The sequence below is a fragment of the Dactylosporangium sp. NPDC049140 genome, assembly GCF_040648435.1.
On the sequence record NZ_JBEZDS010000016.1, the window covers coordinates 160,689 to 185,205 of the forward strand.

Annotated in this window: 24 protein-coding genes and 1 pseudogene; 8 read left to right on the top strand and 17 right to left on the bottom strand. The window is 72.7% G+C overall.

Annotated features, from left to right (window positions below; translation table 11 throughout):
* Positions 1-69 precede the first annotated feature (69 nt).
* Positions 70-240 (top strand): acyl-CoA carboxylase subunit epsilon, encoded by a 171-nt coding sequence (locus AB0B76_RS26005; protein ID WP_360379988.1) that lies wholly within the window; start codon positions 70-72, stop codon positions 238-240.
* A 238-nt stretch (positions 241-478) separates the two neighbouring features.
* On the opposite strand, the pseudogene AB0B76_RS26010 reads toward AB0B76_RS26005, so the two are convergent.
* Positions 479-754 (bottom strand): annotated as a pseudogene (locus AB0B76_RS26010) (MscL family protein); the annotation flags it as partial.
* A gap of 27 nt (positions 755-781) precedes the next feature.
* Here AB0B76_RS26010 and AB0B76_RS26015 point away from each other — a divergent pair.
* A complete protein-coding gene (locus AB0B76_RS26015; RefSeq protein WP_360379991.1) occupies positions 782-1,378 on the top strand; it encodes a nucleoside triphosphate pyrophosphatase in 597 nt (198 codons plus the stop codon).
* Positions 1,379-1,390: 12 nt separating this feature from the next.
* Positions 1,391-2,050: a class I SAM-dependent methyltransferase gene (locus AB0B76_RS26020; RefSeq protein WP_360379993.1), complete on the top strand. Its 660-nt coding sequence runs from the start codon at positions 1,391-1,393 to the stop codon at positions 2,048-2,050.
* A gap of 3 nt (positions 2,051-2,053) precedes the next feature.
* Here the strand turns inward: AB0B76_RS26020 and AB0B76_RS26025 are convergent, their stop codons facing one another.
* The 4 genes from AB0B76_RS26025 to AB0B76_RS26040 all read right to left on the bottom strand — a co-directional run bounded on the left by AB0B76_RS26025 (position 2,054) and on the right by AB0B76_RS26040 (position 5,740).
* Entirely contained in the window at positions 2,054-3,223 is a 1,170-nt protein-coding gene (locus AB0B76_RS26025; RefSeq protein ID WP_360379996.1) for an MFS transporter, read from the bottom strand.
* An 87-nt stretch (positions 3,224-3,310) separates the two neighbouring features.
* Positions 3,311-4,066: an ABC transporter permease gene (locus AB0B76_RS26030; protein ID WP_360379999.1), complete on the bottom strand. Its 756-nt coding sequence runs from the start codon at positions 4,064-4,066 to the stop codon at positions 3,311-3,313.
* Between the two features lie 3 nt (positions 4,067-4,069).
* Positions 4,070-5,023: an ATP-binding cassette domain-containing protein gene (locus AB0B76_RS26035; RefSeq protein WP_360380002.1), complete on the bottom strand. Its 954-nt coding sequence runs from the start codon at positions 5,021-5,023 to the stop codon at positions 4,070-4,072.
* A gap of 81 nt (positions 5,024-5,104) precedes the next feature.
* Positions 5,105-5,740: a PadR family transcriptional regulator gene (locus AB0B76_RS26040; RefSeq protein ID WP_360380005.1), complete on the bottom strand. Its 636-nt coding sequence runs from the start codon at positions 5,738-5,740 to the stop codon at positions 5,105-5,107.
* An 89-nt stretch (positions 5,741-5,829) separates the two neighbouring features.
* On the opposite strand from AB0B76_RS26040, the gene AB0B76_RS26045 reads away from it, so the two are divergent.
* A complete protein-coding gene (locus AB0B76_RS26045) occupies positions 5,830-7,578 on the top strand; it encodes a biotin carboxylase N-terminal domain-containing protein (protein WP_360380008.1) in 1,749 nt (582 codons plus the stop codon).
* 9 nt (positions 7,579-7,587) lie between these two features.
* On the opposite strand, the gene AB0B76_RS26050 is transcribed toward AB0B76_RS26045, so the two are convergent.
* From AB0B76_RS26050 to thrS, 5 genes are all read right to left on the bottom strand, one after another.
* The gene (locus AB0B76_RS26050; RefSeq protein WP_360380011.1) at positions 7,588-7,926 is read right to left on the bottom strand and encodes a heavy metal-binding domain-containing protein; all 339 of its coding nucleotides are present in this window, start codon (positions 7,924-7,926) and stop codon (positions 7,588-7,590) included.
* Between the two features lie 132 nt (positions 7,927-8,058).
* Complete coding sequence (locus AB0B76_RS26055; RefSeq protein WP_360380013.1) at positions 8,059-9,135, bottom strand: hypothetical protein; 1,077 nt, start codon at positions 9,133-9,135, stop codon at positions 8,059-8,061.
* On the bottom strand, positions 9,132-9,641 hold the full coding sequence (locus tag AB0B76_RS26060; protein WP_360380016.1) for a SigE family RNA polymerase sigma factor: 510 nt from the start codon (positions 9,639-9,641) through the stop codon (positions 9,132-9,134). Before AB0B76_RS26060 ends, AB0B76_RS26055 begins: the two co-directional genes overlap by 4 nt.
* A gap of 58 nt (positions 9,642-9,699) precedes the next feature.
* The gene (locus AB0B76_RS26065) at positions 9,700-10,431 is read right to left on the bottom strand and encodes a DUF3152 domain-containing protein (protein ID WP_360380018.1); all 732 of its coding nucleotides are present in this window, start codon (positions 10,429-10,431) and stop codon (positions 9,700-9,702) included.
* Positions 10,432-10,445: 14 nt separating this feature from the next.
* Positions 10,446-11,711: a threonine--tRNA ligase gene (gene thrS, locus AB0B76_RS26070; protein WP_360380020.1), complete on the bottom strand. Its 1,266-nt coding sequence runs from the start codon at positions 11,709-11,711 to the stop codon at positions 10,446-10,448.
* 152 nt (positions 11,712-11,863) lie between these two features.
* On the opposite strand from thrS, the gene AB0B76_RS26075 reads away from it, so the two are divergent.
* Entirely contained in the window at positions 11,864-12,676 is an 813-nt protein-coding gene (locus tag AB0B76_RS26075; RefSeq protein WP_360380022.1) for a DNA-formamidopyrimidine glycosylase family protein, read from the top strand.
* On the top strand, positions 12,649-13,191 hold the full coding sequence (locus AB0B76_RS26080; protein ID WP_360380025.1) for a 2'-5' RNA ligase family protein: 543 nt from the start codon (positions 12,649-12,651) through the stop codon (positions 13,189-13,191). Before AB0B76_RS26075 ends, AB0B76_RS26080 begins: the two co-directional genes overlap by 28 nt.
* On the opposite strand, the gene AB0B76_RS26085 is transcribed toward AB0B76_RS26080, so the two are convergent.
* From AB0B76_RS26085 to AB0B76_RS26095, 3 genes are all read right to left on the bottom strand, one after another.
* Positions 13,158-13,880, bottom strand: a complete 723-nt coding sequence (locus AB0B76_RS26085; RefSeq protein WP_360380028.1) for a DUF4386 domain-containing protein — start codon at positions 13,878-13,880, stop codon at positions 13,158-13,160. The genes AB0B76_RS26080 and AB0B76_RS26085 overlap by 34 nt on opposite strands.
* 146 nt (positions 13,881-14,026) lie before the next feature.
* Positions 14,027-15,679, bottom strand: a complete 1,653-nt coding sequence (locus tag AB0B76_RS26090; RefSeq protein WP_360380029.1) for a cellulose binding domain-containing protein — start codon at positions 15,677-15,679, stop codon at positions 14,027-14,029.
* Between the two features lie 118 nt (positions 15,680-15,797).
* Positions 15,798-17,210 carry an NAD(P)H-quinone dehydrogenase gene (locus AB0B76_RS26095; RefSeq protein ID WP_360380030.1) on the bottom strand — a complete coding sequence of 471 codons (1,413 nt, stop codon included), beginning with the start codon at positions 17,208-17,210 and terminating at the stop codon, positions 15,798-15,800.
* A gap of 155 nt (positions 17,211-17,365) precedes the next feature.
* On the opposite strand from AB0B76_RS26095, the gene AB0B76_RS26100 reads away from it, so the two are divergent.
* Positions 17,366-17,824, top strand: coding sequence for a gamma-glutamylcyclotransferase family protein (locus AB0B76_RS26100; RefSeq protein ID WP_360380033.1), 459 nt, complete (start codon positions 17,366-17,368; stop codon positions 17,822-17,824).
* Between the two features lie 2 nt (positions 17,825-17,826).
* On the opposite strand, the gene AB0B76_RS26105 is transcribed toward AB0B76_RS26100, so the two are convergent.
* From AB0B76_RS26105 to AB0B76_RS26120, 4 genes are all read right to left on the bottom strand, one after another.
* A complete protein-coding gene (locus tag AB0B76_RS26105) occupies positions 17,827-18,735 on the bottom strand; it encodes a GNAT family N-acetyltransferase (RefSeq protein ID WP_360380036.1) in 909 nt (302 codons plus the stop codon).
* Positions 18,736-18,744: 9 nt separating this feature from the next.
* Positions 18,745-19,494 carry a hypothetical protein gene (locus tag AB0B76_RS26110; RefSeq protein WP_360380039.1) on the bottom strand — a complete coding sequence of 250 codons (750 nt, stop codon included), beginning with the start codon at positions 19,492-19,494 and terminating at the stop codon, positions 18,745-18,747.
* A 95-nt stretch (positions 19,495-19,589) separates the two neighbouring features.
* Positions 19,590-20,387 carry a hypothetical protein gene (locus tag AB0B76_RS26115; protein WP_360380042.1) on the bottom strand — a complete coding sequence of 266 codons (798 nt, stop codon included), beginning with the start codon at positions 20,385-20,387 and terminating at the stop codon, positions 19,590-19,592.
* A 67-nt stretch (positions 20,388-20,454) separates the two neighbouring features.
* Positions 20,455-21,087: an MBL fold metallo-hydrolase gene (locus AB0B76_RS26120; RefSeq protein ID WP_360380044.1), complete on the bottom strand. Its 633-nt coding sequence runs from the start codon at positions 21,085-21,087 to the stop codon at positions 20,455-20,457.
* A gap of 107 nt (positions 21,088-21,194) precedes the next feature.
* On the opposite strand from AB0B76_RS26120, the gene AB0B76_RS26125 reads away from it, so the two are divergent.
* Positions 21,195-22,331 (top strand): DUF4349 domain-containing protein, encoded by a 1,137-nt coding sequence (locus tag AB0B76_RS26125; RefSeq protein ID WP_360380047.1) that lies wholly within the window; start codon positions 21,195-21,197, stop codon positions 22,329-22,331.
* The last annotated feature ends 2,186 nt before the right edge of the window (positions 22,332-24,517 follow it).

The window sequence follows — 24,517 nt, forward strand, 5'->3', positions numbered from 1 at the left end:
GAATGCTCGCAGGACGGCAACGTTTCGCGAACGTATGCTGTCGGGACGCGATGTGTTCGGGAGGCTTACGTGGCCGAGGAGCCGCTGTTCAGGGTGGTACGCGGGGCGCCGACGGCCGAGGAGGTGGCCGCGATCGTGGGCGCGCTGTTCAGTCTCGCTCCCGCGCCGGCGGCCCCGGCTCGTCCGCGGTCACGGTGGGCGCTGAGCGCTCGTCCGGGTCAGCCTCGTCGCTGGCGCTGACCCCGCCGCTGGTGCCGCGCCGCCGCGGGATGGCGATCGGCGGCAGGGCCGGCCACCGGCGCGCCTCCCGCTCCAGCTGCAGCCGCTCCGCCGCCTGCGGGTCGGGCAGCTCGGTGACCAGCTGCTGGCCGCACGAGCGGCAGGTGAGCGCGGCCGTCGGGATGCGGTCGAGGCAGTACGGGCAGTTGCGCAGCTCCAGCGACCGGCCGCGGTCGACGCCGATGAGCGTCATGAACTTGATGACGACGAAGAGACCGACGGCGAGCAGCAGGAACTGGAGCAGGTCGTTGAGGAACGTGCCGTACCGGATCGGCGTGTGATGCACCGTGATCGCCAGGTTCTTGAAGTCCGGCTCGCCGGCCACGGCCGCGATGGCCTGCAGGAACAGGTTTGTCACGAACGACTGGACCAGGGTCGCGAACGCCGTGCCGATGATGAACCCCAGCGCCAGGTCGAGGACCGTGCCCCCGATGGCGATCGCCTTGAACTCCGCCCACAGCTTCCGCACGGACATAGATCGTAGTTCGCTAACGTTGCGGCCGTGAGAACGTTCATCCTCGCCTCGGCGAGCCCCGCGCGGCTGAAGCTGCTCGCCCAGGCCGGCATCGCGGCCACGACCGTCGTGAGCGGCGTCGACGAGTCCGTGGTCCAGGCCGGCGACGCCGGCACCCTGGCCGGCACGCTGGCCGGGATGAAGGCCCGCGCCGTGCTGCCCGCGGTCGCCGGCACCGACGCCCTGGTGCTCGGCTGCGACTCGGTGCTCGGCTTCGACGGCGAGATCCTGGGCAAGCCCGAGTCGGCCGCGGCGGCGACGGCCCGCTGGCAGGCGATGCGGGGCCGCTCGGGCGTGCTGTACACCGGGCACTGCCTGCTCGACGCGGCCACCGGCGCCGCGGCCGAGGAGGTCGTGGCCACGACTGTGCACTTCGCCGACCCGGACGACGACGAGATCGCCGCCTACGTGGCCACGGGCGAGCCGCTGGAGGTGGCGGGCTCCTTCACGATCGACGGCCGCGGCGGCGCGTTCGTCGCCGGCATCGAGGGCGACCACACGAACGTGGTGGGCCTGTCGGTGCCGACCCTGCGCCTCCTGCTGGCCCGGCTGGGCGTTCCGATCGTCTCCCTCTGGGACGCGTGACACTCTTTGGTCATGACCAAAGTGACGCTCGCGCTGACCCCGGCCCTCCAAGACTACGTGGTGGCCAACGGCAGCACCCCCGACGAGATCGTCCGCGACCTGATCGAGGAGACGGCCCGGGTCCTGCCGGCCGACCAGGGCATGCAGATCGCCGCGGAGCAGGCCGGCTTCATGACCCTGCTGACCCGCATCGTGGGCGCCCGCAACGCGGTCGAGATCGGGACGTTCACGGGGCTGTCGTCGATCGCGATCGCCCGCGGCCTGGCCGAGGGCGGCCGCCTCACGTGCTTCGACGTGTCGGACGAGTACACGAAGATCGCCCGCCGTTACTGGGACCGCGCGGGCCTGGCCGACCGGATCGAGCTGCGCATCGGCCCGGCGTCGCAGACCCTCTCGACGCTGCCGGCCGAGCCGCACCTGGACCTGGTCTTCATCGACGCCGACAAGACCGGCTACCTGGACTACTGGGAGCAGCTCGTGCCCCGCATGCGCCCGGGCGGCCTGATCCTCGTGGACAACGTCCTGCGCCACGGCCACATCGTCGACCCGGACCCGCGCGACGAGGGGACCGTGGCCATGGTCGAGTTCAACCGCCACGTCCTGGCCGACGCCCGGGTGGAGTCGGTACTGCTGCCGATCGCGGACGGCCTCACGATCGCCCGCCGGATCTAGGGGCTAGGCGGGGCTCGTCAGCGGCCGGGTGATCCGGTCCAGCCGCAGGACCGCCGCGGCCGAGAGGGCCACGAACACCGGCACCAGCAGGAACGCCGGGTGCGGGCCCACCCGGTCGGCCAGGGCGCCCAGCGCGAACGGGGCCAGGCCGAAGGAGACGCCGACCGCGGCGGACGCCCGGGCCGCGGCCAGGTCCGGCTGGCCGTCCGAGTGGGCCAGGGCCAGGCCGATGCCCAACGGGTAGTGCAGGCCCATGCCCGCGCCGCACACGCACAGGGCGGCCATGGCCAGCCACGGGGTGCTCGTCACCCAGAAGACCGCGAAGCCGGCCAGGCTCACGCCCAGCGCGGCCAGCAGCATGCGCGACGGGCGGAAACGGAGCAGGAGGCGGCCGCCGGCCAGGCGGCCCGCCACCATCCCGGCGATCAGGGCCGACACCGCCGCGGTGGCCACGCCCGCCGAGACGTGGGCGTGCTCGCGCAGGACGTCGCTGCCCCACAGCGTCAGGCAGATCTCGACCGAGCCGGTCGCGAAGAGGCTGGTCAGCGCCAGCCAGAACGCGACCGGCAGCCGGCGGTGGGCGACCGGCGGGGCGCCGAAGCCGGCGGGCTCCGGCGGGCGGACGCCGTGGGCCCGCGCGTACCAGGCGATGCCCAGCACCGGCACCACGACCACCGCGAGGCCGAGCCGCCAGCCCCAGCCGGCCGCGAAGGTCGCGCCCACCACGAGCGGCGCCACGAGGCCGAGCGCCGCCGCGGCCGCGTTCGCCTCGCTGATCGCGGCCGGGGCGGCGGTGCCGTGGTGGTCGGTGAGGCCGGCGTTTATGGCGTTGACCTCGAGCGCGGAGCCGGTGCTGGCCAGCGTGGCGAACGCGAGGGTCAGGGCGAGGTGGTGCGCGGTGTACATGCCGACGGCCGCGGTACTGATGCACGCGAGCCCGATCCAGATGAGCCGCCCGCGGCCGAGGCGGCGGGTCAGGCCCGGCAGCATCAGGCCGCCGACCACACCGCCGACCGCGAACGCGGTGCCGTGCAGCCCCGCGAGGGTGCGGCTGATGTGCAGCTCGTCCCGCAGGATCGGCGCGACCGGGCCGAAGCCGTAGAGGAAGTAGACCCACAGGGCGAGCTGGACGTACATGACCCAGGTGAGCCGATCACGAACGAGACGAGGCACGGCGCAAACGCTGTCACGCGCCTCACCGCCGCGGAAGGGTCCGCGACGGTGAGGCTCATTACCGGTACAGCCGAATCCGGCGCGATCTCAGCGAACGCCCTTGGCGAAGGCCCGCGACGCCCACACCACCGTGATCAGAGCCAGGCCGCCGATGACGACCGCGGCCTGCCAGACCGAGTCGGCGCCCGGGTGGCCGTCGAAGAGCGCGCGCACGCCGTCCACGGCCCAGGAGAACGGGTTCCAGTCGGCCACCGTCTTGAGCCACTTCGGGGCCCAGGTCAGCGGCAGGAGGATGCCCGCGGTGAGCAGCAGGGGCTGGGTGATGGTGTTCAGCAGCGGGGCCAGGGCGTCCTCGCTGCGCAGCTTGAGTGAGATCGCGTAGGAGAAGGCCGAGAGCATCAGCGAGATGACCGCCATCAGCGCGAACGCGCCGACCACGTCCAGGGCGTTCACGCGCAGGCCCACCGCGACCCCGATGAGCACGATCAGCAGGGCCTGGAACAGCAGCGACACCACGTCGCGCAGGGACCGGCCGATCAGCAGGGCGAAGCGGCTGACCGGGGTGACGCGGCTGCGCTCGATGACGCCGGCGCGCAGCTCGGCGATGAGGCCGAAGCCGGTGAACAGCGAGCCGAACATGGCCAGCAGGACCAGCAGGCCCGGGACGAACACCTGGTACGCCTCGGCGTTGGTCTGCACGCCCAGCGCCGGCTTGAGCAGCGGGGCGAAGAGCAGCAGGTAGAACAGGGGCTGAATGATGCCGACGATCAGCCAGACCGGGTTGCGCAGCATGAGCTGCATCTGGCGCTGGAAGACGAGCCACGTGTCGCGGAGGAACTTCATCGGTCAGCTCTCCCTCAGGGAACGGCCGGTCTTGGTGAGGAACACGTCGTCGAGGCTCGGGCGGTGCAGCTCCATCTCGCCGAGCGTCACGCCGGCGTGGTCGAGCAGGCGCAGGATGTGCGGGATGGCGGTGGCGCCGTCGGTGACGTACAGCCGCAGCCGGCCGTCCACGCGGTCGATGTTGCGCACGTAGTCCTGGTTGGCGAGCAGGCCCATCGCGGTCTCCGAGCTGCCGTTGACGCCGACGGTGACCACGTCGCCGGCCACCTCGCGCTTGAGGGCGTCGACGGTGCCCTCGGCGACGATCTCGCCGTTGTCCATGATCGCGATGCGGTCGCACAGGGCGTCGGCCTCGTCGAGGTAGTGCGTGGTGATGAAGACCGTCATGCCCTCGTCGCGCAGGCGGCGCACCTCGTCCCACATGTGGGCGCGGCTCTGCGGGTCGAGGCCGGTGGTCGGCTCGTCGAGGAAGACGATCCGCGGCTCGTGGATGATGCCGAGCGCGATGTCGACGCGGCGGCGCTGGCCGCCGGAGTAGGTCTTGCAGCGGCGGTCGGCGTACTCGCTCAGCTGGAACGCCGCCAGCGCCCGGGTCACGCGCCGGTGCGCCTCGGCCTTGCCGATGCCGTAGAAGCGCGCCTGGAGCACGAGCTCCTCGCGCGCGGTGCTCTCGTCCCACGTGCTGCCGCCCTGGGCGACGTAGCCGATGCGCCGGCGCACCTCGCCCGGGTCCTTGAGCAGGTCGGTCCCCGCGATGGTGGCCTCGCCCCCGTCGGGCGTGATGAGCGTGGCCAGCATGCGCAGCGTGGTGGTCTTGCCCGCGCCGTTGGGCCCGAGGAAGCCGTAGATCTCCCCCTCCTTGACGGAGAGGTCGACGCCGCGGACGGCCTCGACGACCTTCTTCTCCCGACCGGCGCGGGAGCGGAACGACTTGCGCAGGCCCCTCGTCTCGATCATGGTCCGTCCCCCTGTCTGAGTGTTCGCAGGGAGACAGTAACGCGATATAGTTTTATGGGTCAAGCTTGAGTATGTCGCGTACTACTCGTCCTCGTCGTCGACCGGCTCGCCGTACTCGGCCCGGATCGCCCGGCGCCACTCCTCGGCGCCGTGGCCCTCGGGGTGCTCGCTGTGGTGATCACCCTCGCCGGCCTCGATGCGGGCGGCGATGTCGTGGCACCAGCGGGCCTCGGCCTCGCAGCGCGCCATGGTGAGCTCGAACTGCCAGCCCACGTGCGGCGGCTTGTGCTCCATCCACTTGTCGGCATTGTCGCGATAGGACGTGACCCAGCCCTCGAGCAGCCGGGCCCGGGCCCGCAGCGCGCCGACCGCCTCCGCACGAGGCAGGCTGGGCAGGAACGCGAAGGCGGCCAGGAACGGGTCCTGCGGCTCCTGGTACTCCCACCAGTACCGCCGCAGCAGCGCCTGGTACTCGGCCGTGCCCGGCGTGGTGAGCCGGTAGAGGGTGCGCGCCGGCCGGTTGTTCACCTGCTCGGTCGCGACCTCCTCGAGCAGGCCCTCCTCGGTCATCTTCCGCAGCGCGTGGTAGATCGAGCCCGGCTGGACGTTGGCCCAGCTTTCGACGTTCCAGCTGGTCAGCTCCTTGCGGATGTCGTAGCCGTGCACCGGCTGGAGGTACGACACGAGGCCCAGGATCATCAGGCGCGTAGAGGACACGACATAAGCGTAATAGGAAAAGTTGACTAGTGCCGGGAGTGACTTTCTTGGCAACGGAAAGTGTCGGACCCTGGGCATAGACTGCCTGCGTGCGCAAGGTACTGATCGCCAACCGGGGCGAAATCGCCGTTCGGGTCATCCGGGCCTGCCGCGACGCGGGCCTGGCCAGCGTCGCCGTCTACGCCGACTCCGACCGCGACGCGCTGCACGCCCGGCTGGCCGACGAGGCCTACGCGCTCGGCGGCGACTCGGCCGCCGAGACCTACCTGCGCATCGACAAGCTCGTCGACGTGGCCGCGCGGGCGGGCGCCGACGCGGTGCACCCCGGCTACGGGTTCTTGTCCGAGAACGCGGACTTCGCCCAGGCCGTCATCGACGCCGGGCTCATCTGGATCGGGCCGAGCCCGCAGTCCATCCGCGACCTCGGCGACAAGGTCACCGCCCGGCACATCGCCCAGCGCGCCGGCGCCCCGCTCGTGCCGGGCACCCCCGAGCCGGTCGCCGACGCCGACGAGATCGTCGCGTTCGCGCGGGAGCACGGCCTGCCGGTGGCCATCAAGGCGGCCTTCGGCGGCGGCGGGCGCGGGCTCAAGGTGGCCCGCACGCTGGAGGAGATCCCGTCGCTGTTCGAGTCGGCCGTCCGCGAGGCGGTCGCCGCGTTCGGGCGCGGGGAGTGCTTCGCCGAGCGCTATCTCGACCGGCCCCGCCACGTCGAGGCGCAGGTGCTCGCCGACCAGCACGGCAACGTGATCGTGGTCGGCACCCGCGACTGCTCGCTGCAGCGGCGGCACCAGAAGCTCGTCGAGGAGGCGCCGGCGCCCTTCCTCACCGACGGCCAGCGCGCGCAGATCCACGAGTCGGCCAAGGCGATCTGCAAGGAGGCCGGATACCACGGGGCCGGGACGGTGGAGTACCTCGTCGGCAACGACGGCACCATCTCCTTCCTTGAGGTCAACACCCGGCTGCAGGTCGAGCACCCGGTCAGCGAGGAGACCACCGGCATCGACCTGGTGCGCGAGCAGTTCCGCGTCGCCGACGGCGAGAAGCTGCGCTTCGACGCCGACCCCGCCCCGCGCGGGCACGCGATCGAGTTCCGCATCAACGGCGAGGACCCCGGCCGCAACTTCCTGCCCGCCCCCGGCACCGTCACCGCGCTGGTCCTGCCGACCGGCCCGGGCGTGCGCGTCGACACCGGCATCGAGTCGGGCAGCGTCATCGGCGGCAACTTCGACTCGTTGCTGGCCAAGGTCGTCATCGTCGGCGAGACCCGCGCGCAGGCGATCGAGCGGGCCCGCCGGGCCCTCGACGAGATGGTCGTCGACGGCATGGCGACCGCGCTGACGTTCCACCGCAAGGTGCTGCGCGACCCGGCCTTCGCCGACGAGCCGTTCCGTGTGCACACCCGCTGGATCGAGACCGAGTGGGTAAACGACGTACCGGCCTTCGCCGCGCCGGCCGAGGCCGCCGCCGAGCCCGCCGCGCGCTCGACCGTGGTCGTCGAGGTCGGCGGCAAGCGGCTCGAGGTCTCGCTGCCCGGCGGGTTCGGGTCCGTCGGCCCGGCCGCGCCGGCCGCGGCCCCGCGCAAGCGCGCCGGCGCCAAGAAGGCCGGCGCGACGGCGAGCGGCGACGCGCTGACCAGCCCGATGCAGGGAACGATCGTGAAGATCGCGGTGGCCGAGGGGGACACCGTCGCCGAGGGCGACCCGATCGTGGTGCTCGAGGCGATGAAGATGGAGCAGCCGCTCAACGCGCACAAGGCCGGCGTGGTGACCGGGCTGGCGGCGGCGGTGGGCGAGGTCGTGTCGGCGGGCGCGGTCATCGCGGAGATCAAGTCGTAGGTCCCGCCCTCAGGCGGCGTGCGCTCCGTTGCGGACGTGGGCCGGGACGGCGACCACCGCGGTGCCGTAGGCGCACAGCTCCACCCACGTGTTCGTCACGTCCCGGTGGTCGAAGCGCATGCCGACGATGGCGCTGGCGCCCCGGTTCTCGGCCGCCTGCACCATCTGCCTCACCGCCCGGGCGCGGGTCTGCACCAGGAACTGCGACATGTCCTGCCCGGGCCCGCCCTCGGTCGAGCGCAGCCCGACCGCGAACGGGTTACGGGACGTGGCGACCACGCCGATCACCTCGCCGAGTACGGCGGTGATGTCGTAACCGGCAAGCCCTTCGGTCGTTACTACCAGCACGAAATCGATGGTATGCAGGGATATACTCCTTACGGGGCGATCTGGGCGAATCATCCGATATCTGACCCCGATTCGGGCGTCGGGTGGGGGCTCCCCATCCGGCGGCCGGTCCTAACCCCGTCACCCCCGAAATCAGCCCTGGCTCACCTGCGCGGACGGGCGCACCTCGATGCCGGCCGCGAAGCGCAGCAGTACGTCCGTCGGCAGCGCGGCCCGCGGGCCGATCTGCAGCAGCAGCGAGCGGCCGCCCTCGACCGGGACCTGGAGGAACTGCCCATCCGACGTCGTGGTGAGCCACCCCCGGCGGTCGCCCACGGTTACCGCGACGGTCTCCGGGCCGGCCAGCTTCGGCTCCACCCCCGCCGCCTCGTCCAGCTGTACGGCGATCTTGTCCACGAACGACTCGTCGGCCGCGACCCCGGGCGGGGCGAACGTCACCACCGCGTGGCTGATGTTGTCGACCGTCCAGCCACCCGGCATCACCTTGAACGAGAACGGCGCCTCGGCCTTGATCCCTCCGGGCGTGAATGCGCCGGCGTACGCGCTCAGCAGCGGCAACGCCACCGCCGCGTCGGCGTCGACGCGGAGCCAGGTGCGCGCCGCCGGGTGCCAGACGAGCGAGAGGCGCCGGCCCGTGTCCGGGTTCGCCGGGTCGTCGTCGGACCACGACCACTCGTACACCGTCGCCGCCTGCCCGCCGACCTTCGCCGGGCTCGCCTGCGCCTTCGAGGTCGGCCTCGCGGGCTCGGACTCGTAGGCCTTCACCGTCATCGGCGCGCCGGTCGGCAGGCTCTGCAGCAGCGTCGGGCGGCCGGCGGCCAGCATGACCATCGGGGGGCCGTACCCGTCCCCGGTCGGGGCCGAGAACGGGAACGCCACGGACCCCGGCACCGTGGCCGGCACGAGCGTGGCGGGCGCCGGGGCGCCGGCGAGCGTGGCGGAGCCGGCGGGCGACGGTACCGACGCGACGGGCGACGGCGGGGCCGCGACCGGCTCGGGCGCCGGGGCGCCGCGCAGGGCGAAGGGCACCGCGGCGCCGATCGCGACTAGGGCGGCCGCGCCCGAGGCGAGGGTCGCCAGCCGGGCCCGGCGGCCGCGGCGGGCCGACTCGGTGGTGACGGTGGTGAGCATCGACACGCCGGGCGGGGCGTCCCCGGCGAACTGGTGCAGGGCGTTGCGAAGCCGGTCCGCGACCTCGTCGTCGTTCATGATCTGCCTCCCGGCGTGGGGGCGGCCTGCCGGTCGTTCGCCAGGGCCGCCCGAAGCTTTTTCAGTGCGTGGAACGCGTGTACTCGAACGGTGGACTCGGCGCACCCGAGGAGCCGGGCGATCTCGGCGTCCGGCAGGTCCTCGTAGTAGCGCAGGACGACGACGGCGCGCGGCGAACGGGGCAGCGTGCGCAGCAGGGCCCACATCGCGTCGGCCTCGGCCACCCGGGCCGCCGCGTCGGCCGTCGCGAGCTCGGGGATGTCGGCGACGGGTCGTTCGGCGAACGAGCGGCGGCGGCGCCAGGAGAGGTACTGCCGCAGCATCGTCTTGCGCACGTAGGGCTCGGGCCCCTCAGCCCCCACGATGCCGGACCAGCGGCGATGGGCCCGCACGAGCGCCTCCTGCACGAGGTCCTCGGCGAGATGCCGGTCCCCGGTGAGCAGGTAGGCGAAGCGCAGCAGCGCCTGCGACCGCCCGAGCACGAACTCGGTGAACTCGACCTGCACGGACACCCTCCCCCGCCACGGCTCCACCCACGTAGACGAGGGATCACGGCCGTGGCGTTTACGGGTCCCGCGGAGTCGGGTCGTCGTACTGCCCGGAACGCCCCGAGTACTCCCGCCCGTCCGCGATCGGCCAGGCGTTGGCGACACAGCCGTGCAGGCCGAGCGTCTGCTGCTGCATGACCGGCGCGGGCCGGCCGGGGCCGGGGCACAGCTCGTGGCCGTGGTAGAGCCGGTGCCCGGTCTCGTGGTTGATCACGTACTGCCGGTAGGTCACCAGGTCGGAGCCGTAGTCCGGCACCCCGCGCACCCAGCGCGCCACGTTGATCACGACGCTGTTGCCGTTGCGGCAGCTGGTGTACCGGTCGTATGAGCTGCCGCACAGCCGGTCCCGCGTCGCCGGGGTGGCGAGGTAGATCGTGAAGTCGTAGCGGTCCCCGGCCCCGGCCCGGCCCAGCCGCCACTTGCCGGTGCCGGGCCAGCTGCGCGGGTCGGCGAAGACGGCCTCGACCGCCTCGGCGAACCCGGCGGCGGAGATACCGGTGATGTCGCGTTCGACGGCGATGCGGTAGGTCAGCAGCTGTCCCGCGGTACCGATGACGGGACCTCCGGCCGCGGCGATCTCATAGGCGCCACCGCCCTGCGCGGGATAGCCGATCTCGGGCACCCGGGCGGCGTGCCCCGCCACGGGCGGCGGCGAGCCCGGCGACGACGCGGAGGCGGCCGGGGCGGGGGGCGGGGCGGAGTAGGACGGGGGTGCGGAGCACGCGGCCAGCGCGAACACCGCACCCACGAGGCGAAGAACCTTCACACGGAGACAGACGGGGCCGGCACCCGCTCCTGTTTAGGCGCACGGCACTCGTTTTCCAGGCGGGCCAGGGCCGCCGGCACCGGCAGCACCTCGACCGCGCCGCCCCGGGAGCGCAGCGAGACGGTGCCCGCCGCCACCTCGTTCGCCCCGAGCACGGCCACGAAGGGCACCTTGCGCCGGGCGGCGTCGCGGATACGGGCGGAGAGGCTGCCGGCGTACGACTCCTCGATGCGCAGCCCGAGCGCCCGGGCGCGATCGGCGAACCCGCGCACATCGGCGTCCCCGACCGCCAGCACCTCCAGCTGGACCGGCGCGAACCAGGCCGGAAAGGCGCCGTCGTGGACCTCGATCAGCTGCGCGAAGAGCCGCTCCATGCTGCCGGCGGCGCTGCGGTGCACCATCACCGGCCGCTTCCGGGCCCCGTCCGCGTCCACATAGGACAGCTCGAAGCGGCGCGGCATGTAGTAGTCGACCTGGACGGTGGCGAGGGTGCTCTCCCGGCCGGCGTGGTCGAGCAGCTGGATGTCGATCTTCGGCCCGTAGAAGGCGGCCTCGCCCGGCCCGTCGACGTAGTCCACGCCCGCGGCCGCCAGCGCCCGGCGCAGCACCTCGGTCCCGCGCCGCCACATCTCAGGGTCGTCGACGTACTTCGGCCCGTCGCCGCGCAGCGACAGCCGCCACGACGACGGCGCGAAGCCGAGCGCCGCGTGCGCCTCCCGCATCACCCGCAGCGCCGCGACCACCTCGGCCTCGACCTGGTCCTCGGCGCAGAAGACGTGCCCGTCGTTGAGCGATATCGCGCGTACCCGCGACAGCCCGCCCAGCACCCCGGAGCGCTCGGCGCGGTACTGCCCGCCGATCTCGCCGATGCGCAGCGGCAGCTCGCGGTAGGAGCGCCCGCGCGCGGCGAACACCGCGATATGGTGCGGGCACAGGCTCGGCCGCAGCACGAGGGCGTTGTCGGCGTCGAGCTCCATCGGCGGGAACATGTCGTCGGCGTAGTGCGGCAGGTGCCCGGACCGGTGGTACATCTCGGCCTTGGCCAGCGGTGGGGAGTACACGTGCTGATAGCCGTGCCGGCGTTCCAGGTCGAGCAGGTAGTCCTCGACGGCGCGGCGGGCCGCGGCGCCCCGGGGCAGCCAGAGCGGCAGACCGGCGCCGACGAGCGGGTCGGAGTGGAACAGCTCGAGCTCGCGGCCGAGCTTGCGGTGGTCCTGCATGACGAACTCCTCAAATTGTTCGGAGCGTCGCCTCGGGCCCATGAAAAAGCTCCGGAGCGCATCGCTCCGGAGCCGGCTGAAATGGTCGATCAGCGCCGCCGGGCGATTCCCGGCGTCGTCGTGAACAGTGCGCTGCGACTCATGGCACCGAGAATAGCGCGCCGCGCGGCGAACGGGCCGGGTATAAATGCCCGGTGCCCGAAGGTCACACCATCCACCGACTGGCCGAGCGGCACCGCAAGCTGTTCGCGGGCCGCCCGGTCGCCGTCGCCAGCCCGCAGGGCCGCTTCGCCGCGGACGCCGGGCGCGTCGACGGCCACGTGCTGCAGGACACGTCCGCGCACGGCAAGCACCTGTTCCACCACTACGCGAACGGCGAGACGGTGCACGTGCACCTCGGGCTGTACGGCAAGTTCACCGACGGTTCCGGCCCGCCTCCCGCGCCCGTCGGCGAGGTCCGCATGCGCCTGGTGAACGGCGAGCACTGGCTCGACCTGCGCGGCCCGGCCGCCTGCGAGCGGCTCGACCCGGCCCGCCTGGACGCCCTGCACGCCCGCCTCGGCCCCGACCCGCTCGACGACGAGAGCGACGGCGGCCCGGCGTACGACATCGTCCGCACCTCCGGCCGGCCGCTCATGGCGCTGCTCATGGACCAGTCGGTGGTGGCCGGCGCCGGGCTCATCTACGTGACCGAGTCGCTGTTCCGGGCCGGCCTGCCGCCGACGACCCCGGGCACGAAGCTGAGCCGCCGAAAATGGAACGCCATCTGGCAGGACCTGCGAACCCTGATGCGCGCGGGCGTGACCGAGGGCCGCATCGACACCGTTCACAGTGCCCACACGCCGTCGGCGATGGGCCGCGCGCCGAGGGTGGACCGCCACGGCGGCGAGGTATACGTGTACCGCCGTACCGGCCAGCCGTGCCTGGTGTGCGGCTCCCGCGTGCGCACCGCCCTGCTCAACGCGCGCAACGCGTACTGGTGCCCACGCTGCCAACGGGCCCGCTGATGGTCGCGTCGGTCGAGATGTACCTGGACGAACGCGCGTCCCGGCGGGTCCGCGTGCTCTGGGACCAGCTGGAGGAGATGGGCGTGCAGTCGCTGCGCACCCCGCACGACGGCCGCCACCGCCCGCACGTGACCCTGGCGGTGGCGCGGCAGCTCGACCCGGACGCGGTGGCTTCGGCGCTTGCGGGCACCCGGGTCGCCGAGCCGCTGCGGCTGAACTTCCAGTACGCGGGCGTGTTCGTGGGTCGCGTGGTCTTCCTCGGGCCGGCCCCGACCCTTGAGCTGGTCGCGCACCAGGCGCGCATTCACGGGTTGCTGAGCGCGGCGGGGATGGCGTCACTGCCGCTGTACGAACCGGGCGCGTGGGTACCCCACTCAACGGTCTCGATGCGCGTGCCGCGCCCCCTGCTCACGGATGCGCTGCGCCGCTGCCTGGAGTCCTTGCCGATCGAGGCCACGGTGACCCGCGCGGCGGTGGCCGACTACGCGCGGGACATCTTCCACGAGATTCCGTGAGTCCCGACTCCCTTGAACAGCAGCCACCCGCCCGCGATCACCTCGAAGAAGAAGGCCGGCAGGTACTGGATCATCACGCCCCCGGCGGCGTCCCCGGCATCGGAAAGAACGATAGTGGCGAGGTTCCCGGCCGCCATCACGGCATAGGCCAGAACCCCCCAGGCGGACAGGGCGCGGGGAATGTAGTTCGACCGGAACAACAGATAGGCGAACACGCCGTTTCCCAGCGCGAGAAAGACCAGCCCGAGGTTGAAACCCGCGGCATGCGCGCCGACGTACGTGTTCGCCAACGCCTGGAGCTGGTCCGGGCTGAGCGCTCCGGCATTGCCGGCCCCACTGAGGACCGACGATGCCGCGAGGAAACTGAGCCCGTTCACGGCCATGATCGTCGACTGCGCGGTTCGCCACAGCAGGGCGAGCAGGGCAAGACCCGGATTCACCTTCTTGAGCAGCAGGTAGAAGGCCACGGCCATCACGATGTCGGCGGCGAAAATGAGGACGTCGGCGGCGATGGCGATGCGGAACAACCGCTCCGACGCCACGATGTTGCGGGCCGTCGCGGCGGCATCGCCGGCCACGATGATCCGGCCGGGCACATAGGCCTGCGAGAAGAATCCGGCCGCCATCAGGAGCAGTAGCACGAATCCGGCCACTCGGGCCGCGGTGCGCTGAGAACTGTCGATCGTCATGGCACGATCCTGCGGCGGGGGCGGCGGTGGCGTATCCGGCCACGGGCCGGATACGCACCAGCCAATAGTCGGGGGACGATGCCGTACTTTGGTCGGGAGAAACGACGGCGGCCGCCCTCGGCACGGGCGGCCGCCGTTTCCCGTGGCTATACCTTGGTGCAGGTCGTTCCGTTCAGGGTGAACTGGGCCGGCACCGCATTGGTCCCGCTGTACGCCCCCTGGAACCCGAACTGCGCATTGCCGCCCCCCGGAATGGTGGCGTTGTACGACATGTTCACCGCGGTCACCGCCGAGCCCGACTGCGTGACCGTCGCGTTCCAGGCGTTGCTCACCGTCTGGTTCCCCCCGAACGTCCACTTCAGGGTCCAGCCGGTGATCGGGGCCGTGCCGGCGTTCGTCACCGTCACGTTCGCCGTGAAGCCGCTGCCCCAGTCGTTGAGGCTGTACCCGACCCGGCAGCCGGTGCCCGAAGAGGGCGAGGACGAGGCCGACCGCGAGGTCGACGCCGACGGGGAAGCCGACCGCGAGGCCGAGGCCGACGGGGAAGCCGACCGGGAGGCCGAGGCCGACGGGCTGGTCGAGATCGGGGGGTTGCCGCCGCTCTTCGACACCATGAACGCCGAGTGGGACTTGAACACCGACATCTCCGGTGCGCCGTGCTTGACGCTGTAGTTGTCGCCGCCCGCCTGGGCGTCCGGGTTCCACCAGAAGGCGCTGCCGTCCGCGTCCTGGGTCTGCAGGTCGTTGAAGATGGACGTCCACCAGGTGCTGCGGTCCACGCCCATGGTGTTGAACTCGCCGAGGAAGAACGGCTTGCCGACCACCGTGTGCGAGTCGGAAAGCCAGGCGTTGATGAGCGTGATCGTCTGGGCCAGGGTGAGGTTGGCCCAGCCCTCGTTCGGGTACGGGTGCGCCGAGGTGAAGTCGATGTACGGCGACTGCTGGATGGCGACGAACGGGTTGCCCTCGTCACCGCCGAAGCCGTACTTCGTGCCGTGGCCCTCCAGGCCGGCGTCGACCATGTGGTTGCCGTCGATGCCCTTGATGTAGGAGGCCATGGTGTCGACCCACTTGCGCAGCGTCGTGCCGTTGACGTTCTCCGCGGTGCCCTGGCCCTCGTACCGCGGCTCGTTCATCAGTTCCCACGCGAACACCGCCGGGTCGTCCTTGTACTTGACGCCCGTGTAGTGGTTGGTGCGGTTGAGCGCGTACGACACATAGTTCTTGTACTGCGTGAAGCAGCCCGGGCACGCGGTCTCGTTGAAGAACCGCCAGCGGTTGGCCTGGCCGGTCGGCAGGCCCTCCCACGACAGGCGCGTGTCGATGCCGCCGTACGCCTCCCAGTAGTTCTCGAAGACCGGGATCACCCGGATGTTGTGCTGGGCGGCCGAGTAGAGGATGTAGTCGAACTCGGCGAACTGCTGGTCGCTGTAGACGCCCTTGCTGGGCTCGAAGCCGTGCCACGTCTCGTGGTCGAACATCCACGTGCGCAGGACCGTGACCCCGTCGGCGGCCATCTCGGCCATGTGGTTGTCGATGCGGGCCTTGTCCATCCACTGGGTCTCGGTGTCGCCGTAGCTGCCCCCGTAGGTGAAGGTGTCGTAGACGTTGGTGCCGGCGAAGTAGTACGTGTGGCCGCCCAGGCAGAAGTGGATGCCGCAGCGGCTGACGAAGCCGGCGGTGGCGGCGGACGCCTGGACAAGAGGCAACGCGACCGCCGCGGCGAGCACGGCGGCACAGGCCGCGACGACGAGCGCGAACCGGCGCCGGCCGGCCCGCGCGAAACGGGACTGAAGCATGGGGGTGCGCCTCCTGGCGTGGGGCTACTGAACCGCTTCAGTAGGCCCCGCCGGGCGACCGGCGTCAACGCGCGGCCGAAACAAGGCGCGCTGCCCGGCGCTGGAGCTGAAAGTTACGTCAGTCCTCGTCGTGCTGCATGAGCTGACGCGCGGCCTCGGAGATCGAGCCCGAGATCGACGGGTAGATCGTGATGGTGTGGGCGAGCTGGTCGACGCTCAGGTGGTTCTCCACCGCCATCGCGATCGGCATGATCAGCTCGCTCGCCTTCGGGGCGACCACGACGCCGCCGACCACGAGGCCCGAGGCCGGGCGGCAGAAGATCTTCACGAAGCCGTCGTCGAGGCCGTCCATCTTGGCCCGGGCGTTGCCGGCCAGGGGCAGCATCACCGCGCGGGCCGGCACCTTGCCGCTGTCGATGTCGGACTGGGTGATGCCCACCGACGCCAGCTCCGGGTCGGTGAACACGTTCGCGGCGACCGTGCGCAGCTTCAGCGGGGCCACCGCCTCGCCCAGCGCGTGCCACATCGCGATGCGGCCCTGCATCGCCGCGACGCTGGCCAGCGGGAGCAGGCCGGTGCAGTCGCCGGCCGCGTAGATGCCGGGCACGTTGGTGCGCGAGACCCGGTCCACCGTCACGTAGCCGCCCGCGGCGACCTCCACGCCGTACTCGGGCAGGCCGAGGGCGGCCGTCTGCGGTACCGAACCCACGCACATCAGCACGTGGGAGCCCGTGACGACCCGGCCGTCGGCGAGCTCGACCTCGACCCCGCCGGCGGTGCGGCGCGCGGCCGACGCGCGGGAGTTGTTGAGGATCGTCATGCCGCGGGCGCGAAAGACGCGCTCGATCGCCATGGCGGCGTCGGGGTCCTCGTGCGGCATGACGCGGTCGCGGCTGGAGACGAGGGTGACGTCGACGCCCATGGCCAGGTACGCCGAGGCGAACTCGGCCCCGGTCACACCCGAGCCGACCACGATGAGCTTCTCGGGGAGCGCCGGCAGGTCGTACACCTGCCGCCAGTCGAGGATCCGCTCGCCGTCCGGCGCCGCGGACGCGAGCACCCGCGGGGTCGCGCCGGTGGCGATCAGCACCGTGGAGGCGGCGATCACATACGGAGCGTCACCGTCGGCCGGCGTCACCCGGACCGCGTGAGTGTGACCCAGCGTGTCCTCACCGAGGCGCGCTGTGCCCGTGATGAACTCCACACCGGCCTTGACCAGCTTGGCGTGGATGTCGCCGGACTGCGCGTGGGCAAGGCGCTTGACCCGCTGGTGTACCGCGGGCCCGTCCACCCGCACGTCGGGCCCGGCGGGGCCGATCACCCCGAACGCCTCGGTGTCCAGATGCGCGGTGACCACGGAGGAGCTGGCGATGAAGGTCTTGCTGGGCACGCAGTCGTGCAGCACACAGGCGCCGCCGGCCCCCTCGGCCTCGACGATTGTCACCTGCGCGTCCAGCTGCGCGGCGACCAGGGCCGCCTCGTAGCCCGCCGGGCCCCCTCCGATGATCACGATCCGGCCCACGCCAGCCACCCCTCCTCGGCTTTCCTGCCCGTATTCTCCCTCGCCGCACCGGCCGGCCCGCGGCGGGCCACCCGGTCGGCCCATGCCGCGCCGACGAGTGGATCCGAATCCGACACGCTCTGCAGTATTCTCTCGCGCGCCCGGTCGGGTTTATCGTCATCGCCGTGCGTCATTACGCCGCGTATGGCTCGAACCTGGACCCTGCCCGCATGCGGGCCTACTGTCCGTATTCACCGATGATCGGGATCGGCTGGCTCGAGGGCTGGCGCCTGACCTTCGCCGGGGAGGACGTCCTCGGCTGGGAGGGCTCGGTCACCACGATCGTCGAGGCGTCGCCGGGCGACCGGGTCTTCGTCGCGCTGTACGACGTGCACCCCAACGACGAGAAGCAGCTCGACGAGGTCGAGGGGGCGCTGGCGGGCACCTACCGCAAGCTCCACCTGCGCGTGGCCACCCTGGACGGCGAGGAGACCGCCTGGGTCTACGTGTTCAACGGCTACGAGGGCGGGCTGCCCACCGCGTGGTACCTCGCCGAGATCGCCAACGCCGCGGCCAAGGCCGGCGCGCCGGCCGACTACCTCGAGTCCCTGCGCGCGCACCCCACCAAGACCGCGATGCCGTAGGCCTAACCCGTCCGCTCGTACATGTCCGCGGCGAACGCCACGGTCATGCCCACGCTCGTGTACAGGTGGTACGCCCCGGTCGGGTTGGTGAGGTCGACGCCCAGCCCGGCCGTCGTGCGGCCCTTCGCCGCGTAGATGGCGAAGGCCGCCCGCAGCAGCGCGCCGCCGATCCCGGCCCCGCGGTGCCCGCGCAGCACGGCGAGGTTCTTCACCCAGCCCTCGCCCCGCTCGACGCCCTGGTCCGCGGACTGCAGCACGCCCACGATCGCCCCGTCCGCCTCGGCCACGAGCCACTCGTCCCGGCTCACCGACGGCAGGGCGGCCAGCGCGGCCAGCCAGTCCGGGTAGGACGTCGCCACGAAGTCGGGCGTGTCGGCAAAAGCCGTCTGCAGTACCTCATGAAAGCGCGGCAGCTCCTCCTCGCGCACGGCCCGCACGCCGAAGCCCGGCGCGGGCGGCCGCTCGTCGCCGGTCAGCACCCGGGTCATGCGGGCGTGACGCTTGCGGAAGACGAACCCGCGGGCGGTCAGCGCCTCGACGTAGGCGGTCTCGCTCGGCACGACCCCGGCGCGCACGATCCGCCGGCCGCGCTCGGCGATCCGGGCCAGGGCCAGGTCGAGCAGCGGCCCGAACGCGGGCCGGCCCGCCGTCGGCACCGCGTAGACCTCGACGTTGTCGCGCTCGCCGCGTTCGGGGTTGTCGACGTACGCCCACGCCAGCGCGGTCCCGTCCGGCCCGAACGCCAGCCAGGCGTCGACGGCCGGGTCCAGATGCGGGGCCGTGAGGGTCGCGACCACCTCCTCCTCGGTCCAGTCGGGCTCGCCGACGGACGCGATGTCGCTCGCCCTGGTGATGGACAGGATGGCCGCCACGTCACGCAGCGAGCACCCTCGAACGGTCCAGCCCTCCATCGGAGCAACCTAGCCCGGCGAGGCCTCTTCGACCGACTGCACCGCCGCCTCCAGCAGGTTCACCAGTTCGATGCGCTCGGCCGGGGACAGGGACTTGAACGCCTCCCCCGCGATCCGGTCCGTCAGCGCCTCAGCCCAGCTGCGCCGGCGGACCAGGGGCTCGAACGGCGGGAACGGCGGCTGCCAGCCGAACGCGGTCGCCTCGGCCTCGCCGTCCGGGCCGGAGACGATCGCCTCCAGCGGGGTGAGCCCGCTGGCCCGGATCGCCAGCAGGTGGGCGGCGCCGCGGTGCTCGCGCAGCAGGTGGGCCAGGACGGCGGCCCGGGCCCCCGGCGAGTCGTCCGGCAGCGGCATGGCGCGCCAGGCGGCGAAGAGCGGCATGCCCGCGGTCTCGGCGCTGACCACCACCCGCTCGGCCAGCTCGACGAGCTTGGGCAGCGCGTAGAAGCTCTCGAGGTGCTCGCGGCCCCAGCGGCAGCACTCGTCGAGGTTGTCGGCGGCGACCTGCTCCGGCGGGGCGACCTTGCGGGCCGCGTCCCAGCCGTCCTGCACCGCCTCCGGGGCGATGAAGCCCAGGGCCGCGGCGACCGTGTCGGCGCGCACGTCACCCAGGGCGCCACCGCGGCCGGCCACGTAGAAGGCCCAGCCGGTGAGGCCGATCTGACGCGCGCGGCGCATGGTCTTGGGGTCGTCGCTGAAGGCGCCGCCCAGCACCAGCACCGCCTGCTTCGCCGCGGCGGCCGCCTGCTCGGGAGTCACCCGGGTCATTCTGCCCTCCCGCACGGATCACGGTGAAGGCACTCGTTCGAGCACTAACCATGTGCGCGAACGGACGAAGAGTTCGTCTCGATGGATTACCCCAGATCGGTGAGGGCGTCCTGGGCGATCCGCACCCGCTTCTCGGCCTGTTTGACGGCCTTCTCGGCGGCGGCGACGGCCCGTTCGGCCTCGGCCTTGGCGTTCTCGGCGTCGGCGACCTGCTGCAGGGCGGTCATGAGCTCCTTTCGCGCCTGCTTCACCAGCCGGGCGTGCTCCTCCTCGGCCCGGCGCCGCTCCTCCTCGCGCCGCCGCGCCTCGGCCCGCCGCTCCTTCTCGCTCTCGTCCGGGGCCGAGCGGATCGGCGTGACCGTGGCCGAGGGCGGGGCGCCGCCCTGCACCAGGCGCAGGCTGGGGCGGGGGGTCTCGCCGAAGCCGGTGTACTCCAGCGCCTTGGTGAGCCGCCCCGCGCGCACCTCGGCCGCCGCCTCGGTGTCGGCGAGCGCGGCGGCGAACGTCGCCTCCACCTCGGTCACGGGGAGGTTCCCGCCCGGGCCGCGCCCGGCCAGCCGTACCGCCTCCCGGGCCAGGGCCGCGACCGTGCTGCGGCGGCGCACCGACAGCTCCCGCAGGTCGGCGCCGCGCAGCTCGCGCTGGGCGGCGCGCAGCTGCTCGGCCAGCTCCAGCAGCTCCGCGACGAGGTCGGGGCGCTCGTGGGCGAGCCGGTTGACGAGCCAGGCCGCGACGGTGGGCTTGCGCAGCTTGCCGATCGCCCCGGCCAGCGCGGTGTCGCGGGCCGAGCGGGCCTTGGCGACCGCCTCGCCGCGCAGCGCGATGAAGTCCTCCGGCGGTGCGGAGTACAGCCGGGCCACCACCGCGGCGAGGGCATCTGCCATAGGGCGAGGTTAAGGCCTGTTTCATCACTGGGCCGGCCGCAGCCCCGCCCCAGTGATGAAACAGGCCTCAGATGGTCTGGCCGGGTTCCAGGCGCGTGTAGTGCGTGCCGGACAGGCGCGTCATGTGGCCGGTGACCATCTGCTGGCCGGCGTCCACCAGCAGGCTGTCGTGCAGGGCGAAGGCGCGCTCCGGCTTGACCGCCCGCGCGAAGTCGATCGACTCGGCCAGCTTCAGCCACGGCGCCGAGACGGGCACGAAGAGCGTCGCGATCTCCTCGTCGGGCACGTGGAACGAGTCGCCCGGGTGGTAGATCGGGCCGCCGGGCGCGTCGATGACGAAGCCGACGTTGACGATCTGCGGGATGTCGGGGTGGATGACCGCGTGCCGCCCTCCGTGCGCGCGCACCGTCATCCCGGCCGCGACGAAGATGTCACCCGGGTTGACCGCGAAGACGTCGGCGTCGAGGTCGGTCAGCTGCGCCTCGACGTCGGGGTGGGTGTGCACGGTCAGCTCGCGCTGGGCCGCCGCCGCGGCGCGCAGCTTGTCGAGATCCACGTGGTCCATGTGCTCGTGGGTGATGAGCACGGCGTCGGCGCCCTCGAGGGCCTCCGACTCGCTGAAGACCCCGGGGTCGATCACCAGCACCCCGCCGCTGTGCTCGAGACGAAGACAGGCGTGCGTGTACTTCGTGATGCGCATCCGGTGACCTCCTCGTGGCGGAACTGTGACCCGGGCTGGCGGAACGGCGGCGCCCCGGCCCGCGTCGGACCGGCACTACCTTCACCGGACCCTACCCAGGAGGCGTCATGTCAGTCAGGCGCACGACCGCGTTCCTCGCGGCCGCCGGCGCGTTGGTCCTCGCGCTGAGCGGGTGCGGCTCCGATTCGAGCGACGCACCGAGCAGTAGCAGCAACAAGGAGGCCGCCGGGCCCGCCGTGGCGCCGGGGCAGGAGAACGCCGCGGGGGCCGCCGCCGACTCCGCCAAGGACCAGGCCCAGGCCCAGGGCCAGGCCCAGGCCCAGGGCCAGGCCCAGGGCCAGGGCCAGGCCCAGCAGAAGATCCCCGACAACCTCGACGCCACCAACCGGTCGATCATCTACTCGGGCACCATGACGGTGCAGGTCAAGGACGTCAACGCCGCGGCCACGCAGGCGATCGCGTTCGCCACGGGGGCGGGCGGGTTCGTCGGCGGCGACAACCGGCACATCGACGGGCAGAGCTCGACCGCGACAATCACGCTGCGGGTGCCGGCCGCGAAGTTCCAGGACACCCTCGACCAGCTCAAGGGCATCGGCGACGAGAAGAACCGGCAGGTCTCCGCGCAGGACGTCACCGACCAGGTCGTCGACGTCGAGTCGCGGATCATCACGGCGCAGGCCAGCGTCGACCGCATCCGGGCGCTGCTGGCCAAGGCGCAGACGATCGGCGAGATCACGTCGGTGGAGGCGGAGCTGTCCCGGCGCGAGGCCGACCTCGAGTCGCTGCAGGCCCGCAAGCGCAAGCTGGACGGGCTGACCGCGCTGTCCACCATCACGCTGGTGCTGCAGGGCCCGGAGGCGCCCGCGGTGTCCGAAGAGGACACCGGGATCCTGGTCGGCCTGCGGCACGGCTGGGACGCGTTCGTCGCGTCGCTGCGGGTGGCGCTGACCGTCCTCGGCTGGCTGCTGCCGTGGCTGGTCTTCATCGGCCTGCCGATCTGGCTGGTGGTGTGGCTCCTCAAGCGGTACCGCCGAAGCCACCCGCTCCCCGTCCGGCCGCCGCTCGCCGTCCCGGCCGGCGCGGGCCCTATGTATCCGCCGCCGATGCCGCCGCACCCTCGGCCGATGCCGCCGATGCCGGCCCCGGTCCAGCGTCCCCCCGCGGCGGCGGAGGCGCCGCACCGGGAGGCGCCGGAGACGGCGTCGAAGGACGCCGGGGAGCCAGATCCGCCACGAGAGCCCTGACCACCGCACCGAACTCCGGCCGCAGCTGGTAGCCGGAGTGGCCGTCGACCTTGGGGTACACCGTGTCGCCGGGCGGGATCGCGAAGCCCGGCGGATCGACGAGGCGCACGTCGCGCGCAGCCGGCGACTGCACGGGCCCGCCGATCGGATCGGTGTCCCGCCAGAGGTTGACCCAACGGGGGGTGTGCTGACCCGGCTCCGGCTCCACCGGAGCTCCGGGCCGGGTCAGCACCGCGCCCACCTCGGCGAGCACGTCGTCGCCGAGGTACGCGGGGAAGAACCGGGCGTACAACCGGCGCAACGGCGAGCCGTAGGTCAGCAGGGCCGTGCGCGCCTGCGCCTCCGGCGGCATCTGCAGCACCGTCGCGGCCACGAGCACGCTGCCCTGGCTGTGCCCGGAGAGGATCACGCCGCCCTGCTCGGCGGCGAGCCAGGAGCCGCGCCGGGCCAGCTCCGGCACCACGCGCTCGGCGTAGCAGGGCGGGGCGAGCGGGTGCGCGGCGCGGGGCCAGAACGTGCCCAGGTCCCACAGCACGCCGACGATCCGCCGGAAGCGCTGGTACCGGTAGGCCAGCACGCCGATGAGCACGAGCGCGAACGCGGAGAAGCCGATGAGGTACGTCCCGAGGTTGACCGCGAACGAGATGACCTCGGCGCCGGTCGAGCCGGACGGGAACAGGCTGATCGGGCGGCGCGCGGCGATCGCGAAGCCCGTGGCGGCCACGGCGGCCAGCGCCGCGGGGATGAACACCCACACGAGCATCCGTCCGATGTGGTCGGTGACGAGCGCGTCGGCGACGGCGCGGTCGACGTGCCCGGCCCGGGCCGCGTCCCGATCGCGCCCGCCGCGGAAGTCGGCGTCGGTGACGACGCGGGCGTACCGCCGCAGCCGCCGCACCAGCGGGAGCCCGCCGGCCACCGCGACGATCACGGTGAGCAGGAGCAGCAGCACGAACCCGGCCGCGGCCCACTCGTAGGCCGGCGGCGGCTGCAGCGGCTGCCAGGCGGCGTAGTCGGCCGAGGAGGGGCGCGCGCGGCGGTCGAGGAAGTCGGCGGCCCGGTAGGCCAGGCCGGCGGAGAACGCGACCGCGACGCCGAGCCCGGCGCTGGCGATGAGCGGCCCGGCGAGGCCCTGCAGGAACGTGCCGTGCGGGCGGCTGGCCAGCACCACGGCGCCGAGCACGAGCAGGAGCACGACCTGCGCCGCGAACAGCCCGGTGATGGTGCCGCCGAGCACCGGCAGCCGGCCGCCGGCCGTCCACGGGTCGCGGGGCAGCAGCGCGTAGACCAGCACGAGCGCGGTGAGACCGACGGCGGCGTGGCTCAGCAGCCGGGTGCCCGGACGGGCCCAGTGGGCCGGGTTGTCGCGGTCGACGACGGGGCGCACGGCCACCGCGACGACGCACAGCACGAGGATGAGCGCGGTCAGCGCGGCGAGCACCAGGCCGGGCCCGCGCCAGCCGTGCGGGAGCAGGTTGCTCAGCAGGATCGCGTCCAGCGTCGCGAACGCGAAGGCGATGTGCAGGGAGCGGAGCCGGCCGACGAGCGGTTTGCCGTTCCAGAAGCACGGGTGGGCCAGCCCGTCGCCGTCGCCCTCGGTCTGGGCGGGGAAGGCCTCGTACCGCGCCCACGTCCGCCGCCCCAGGAACCACAGGAACGCGATGGCCAGCACCGGCCCGAGCGCGGCGAGCGCCATCCGCCGGCCGGTGGTGGCGAAGAACCCGTCGGCGAAGAGCGCGAGGTAGCCGCGCCCCTCGAGACAGCGGGGCAGGCTCGCGCACTGCCAGCCGACCAGGTCGACCGCGACCTCGGTGAACGACAGCACGAAGGAGCCGGTCATCGACAGGGCGTAGACGCGCACCAGGGCGCGGATCGCGGCCCGCGGGCCCGGCCGGGTGGCCGGGCGCAGCCACAGCGCGACGTTGGCGAACATGAACGGCAGCAGCAACAGCCACAGCGCCCGGGCGGCGGCCCCGGCGGTGAGGTTGCCCCAGCGGTACGCCTCCAGCGTGGCGCCGCCGGGACCGGTGATCGCGCCGTACTCGGCGCGCGGGCGGAAGAAGCCCGCATCGGTGTCCCCGGCGACCCGGCGCAGCAGCGGCCGGTCCAGCACGTCCTCGGCCGGGGAGCCGGTGACGCCGTGCACGCGCAGCTCAGTGACCACGCCTCGGTTTACCAGACATGGA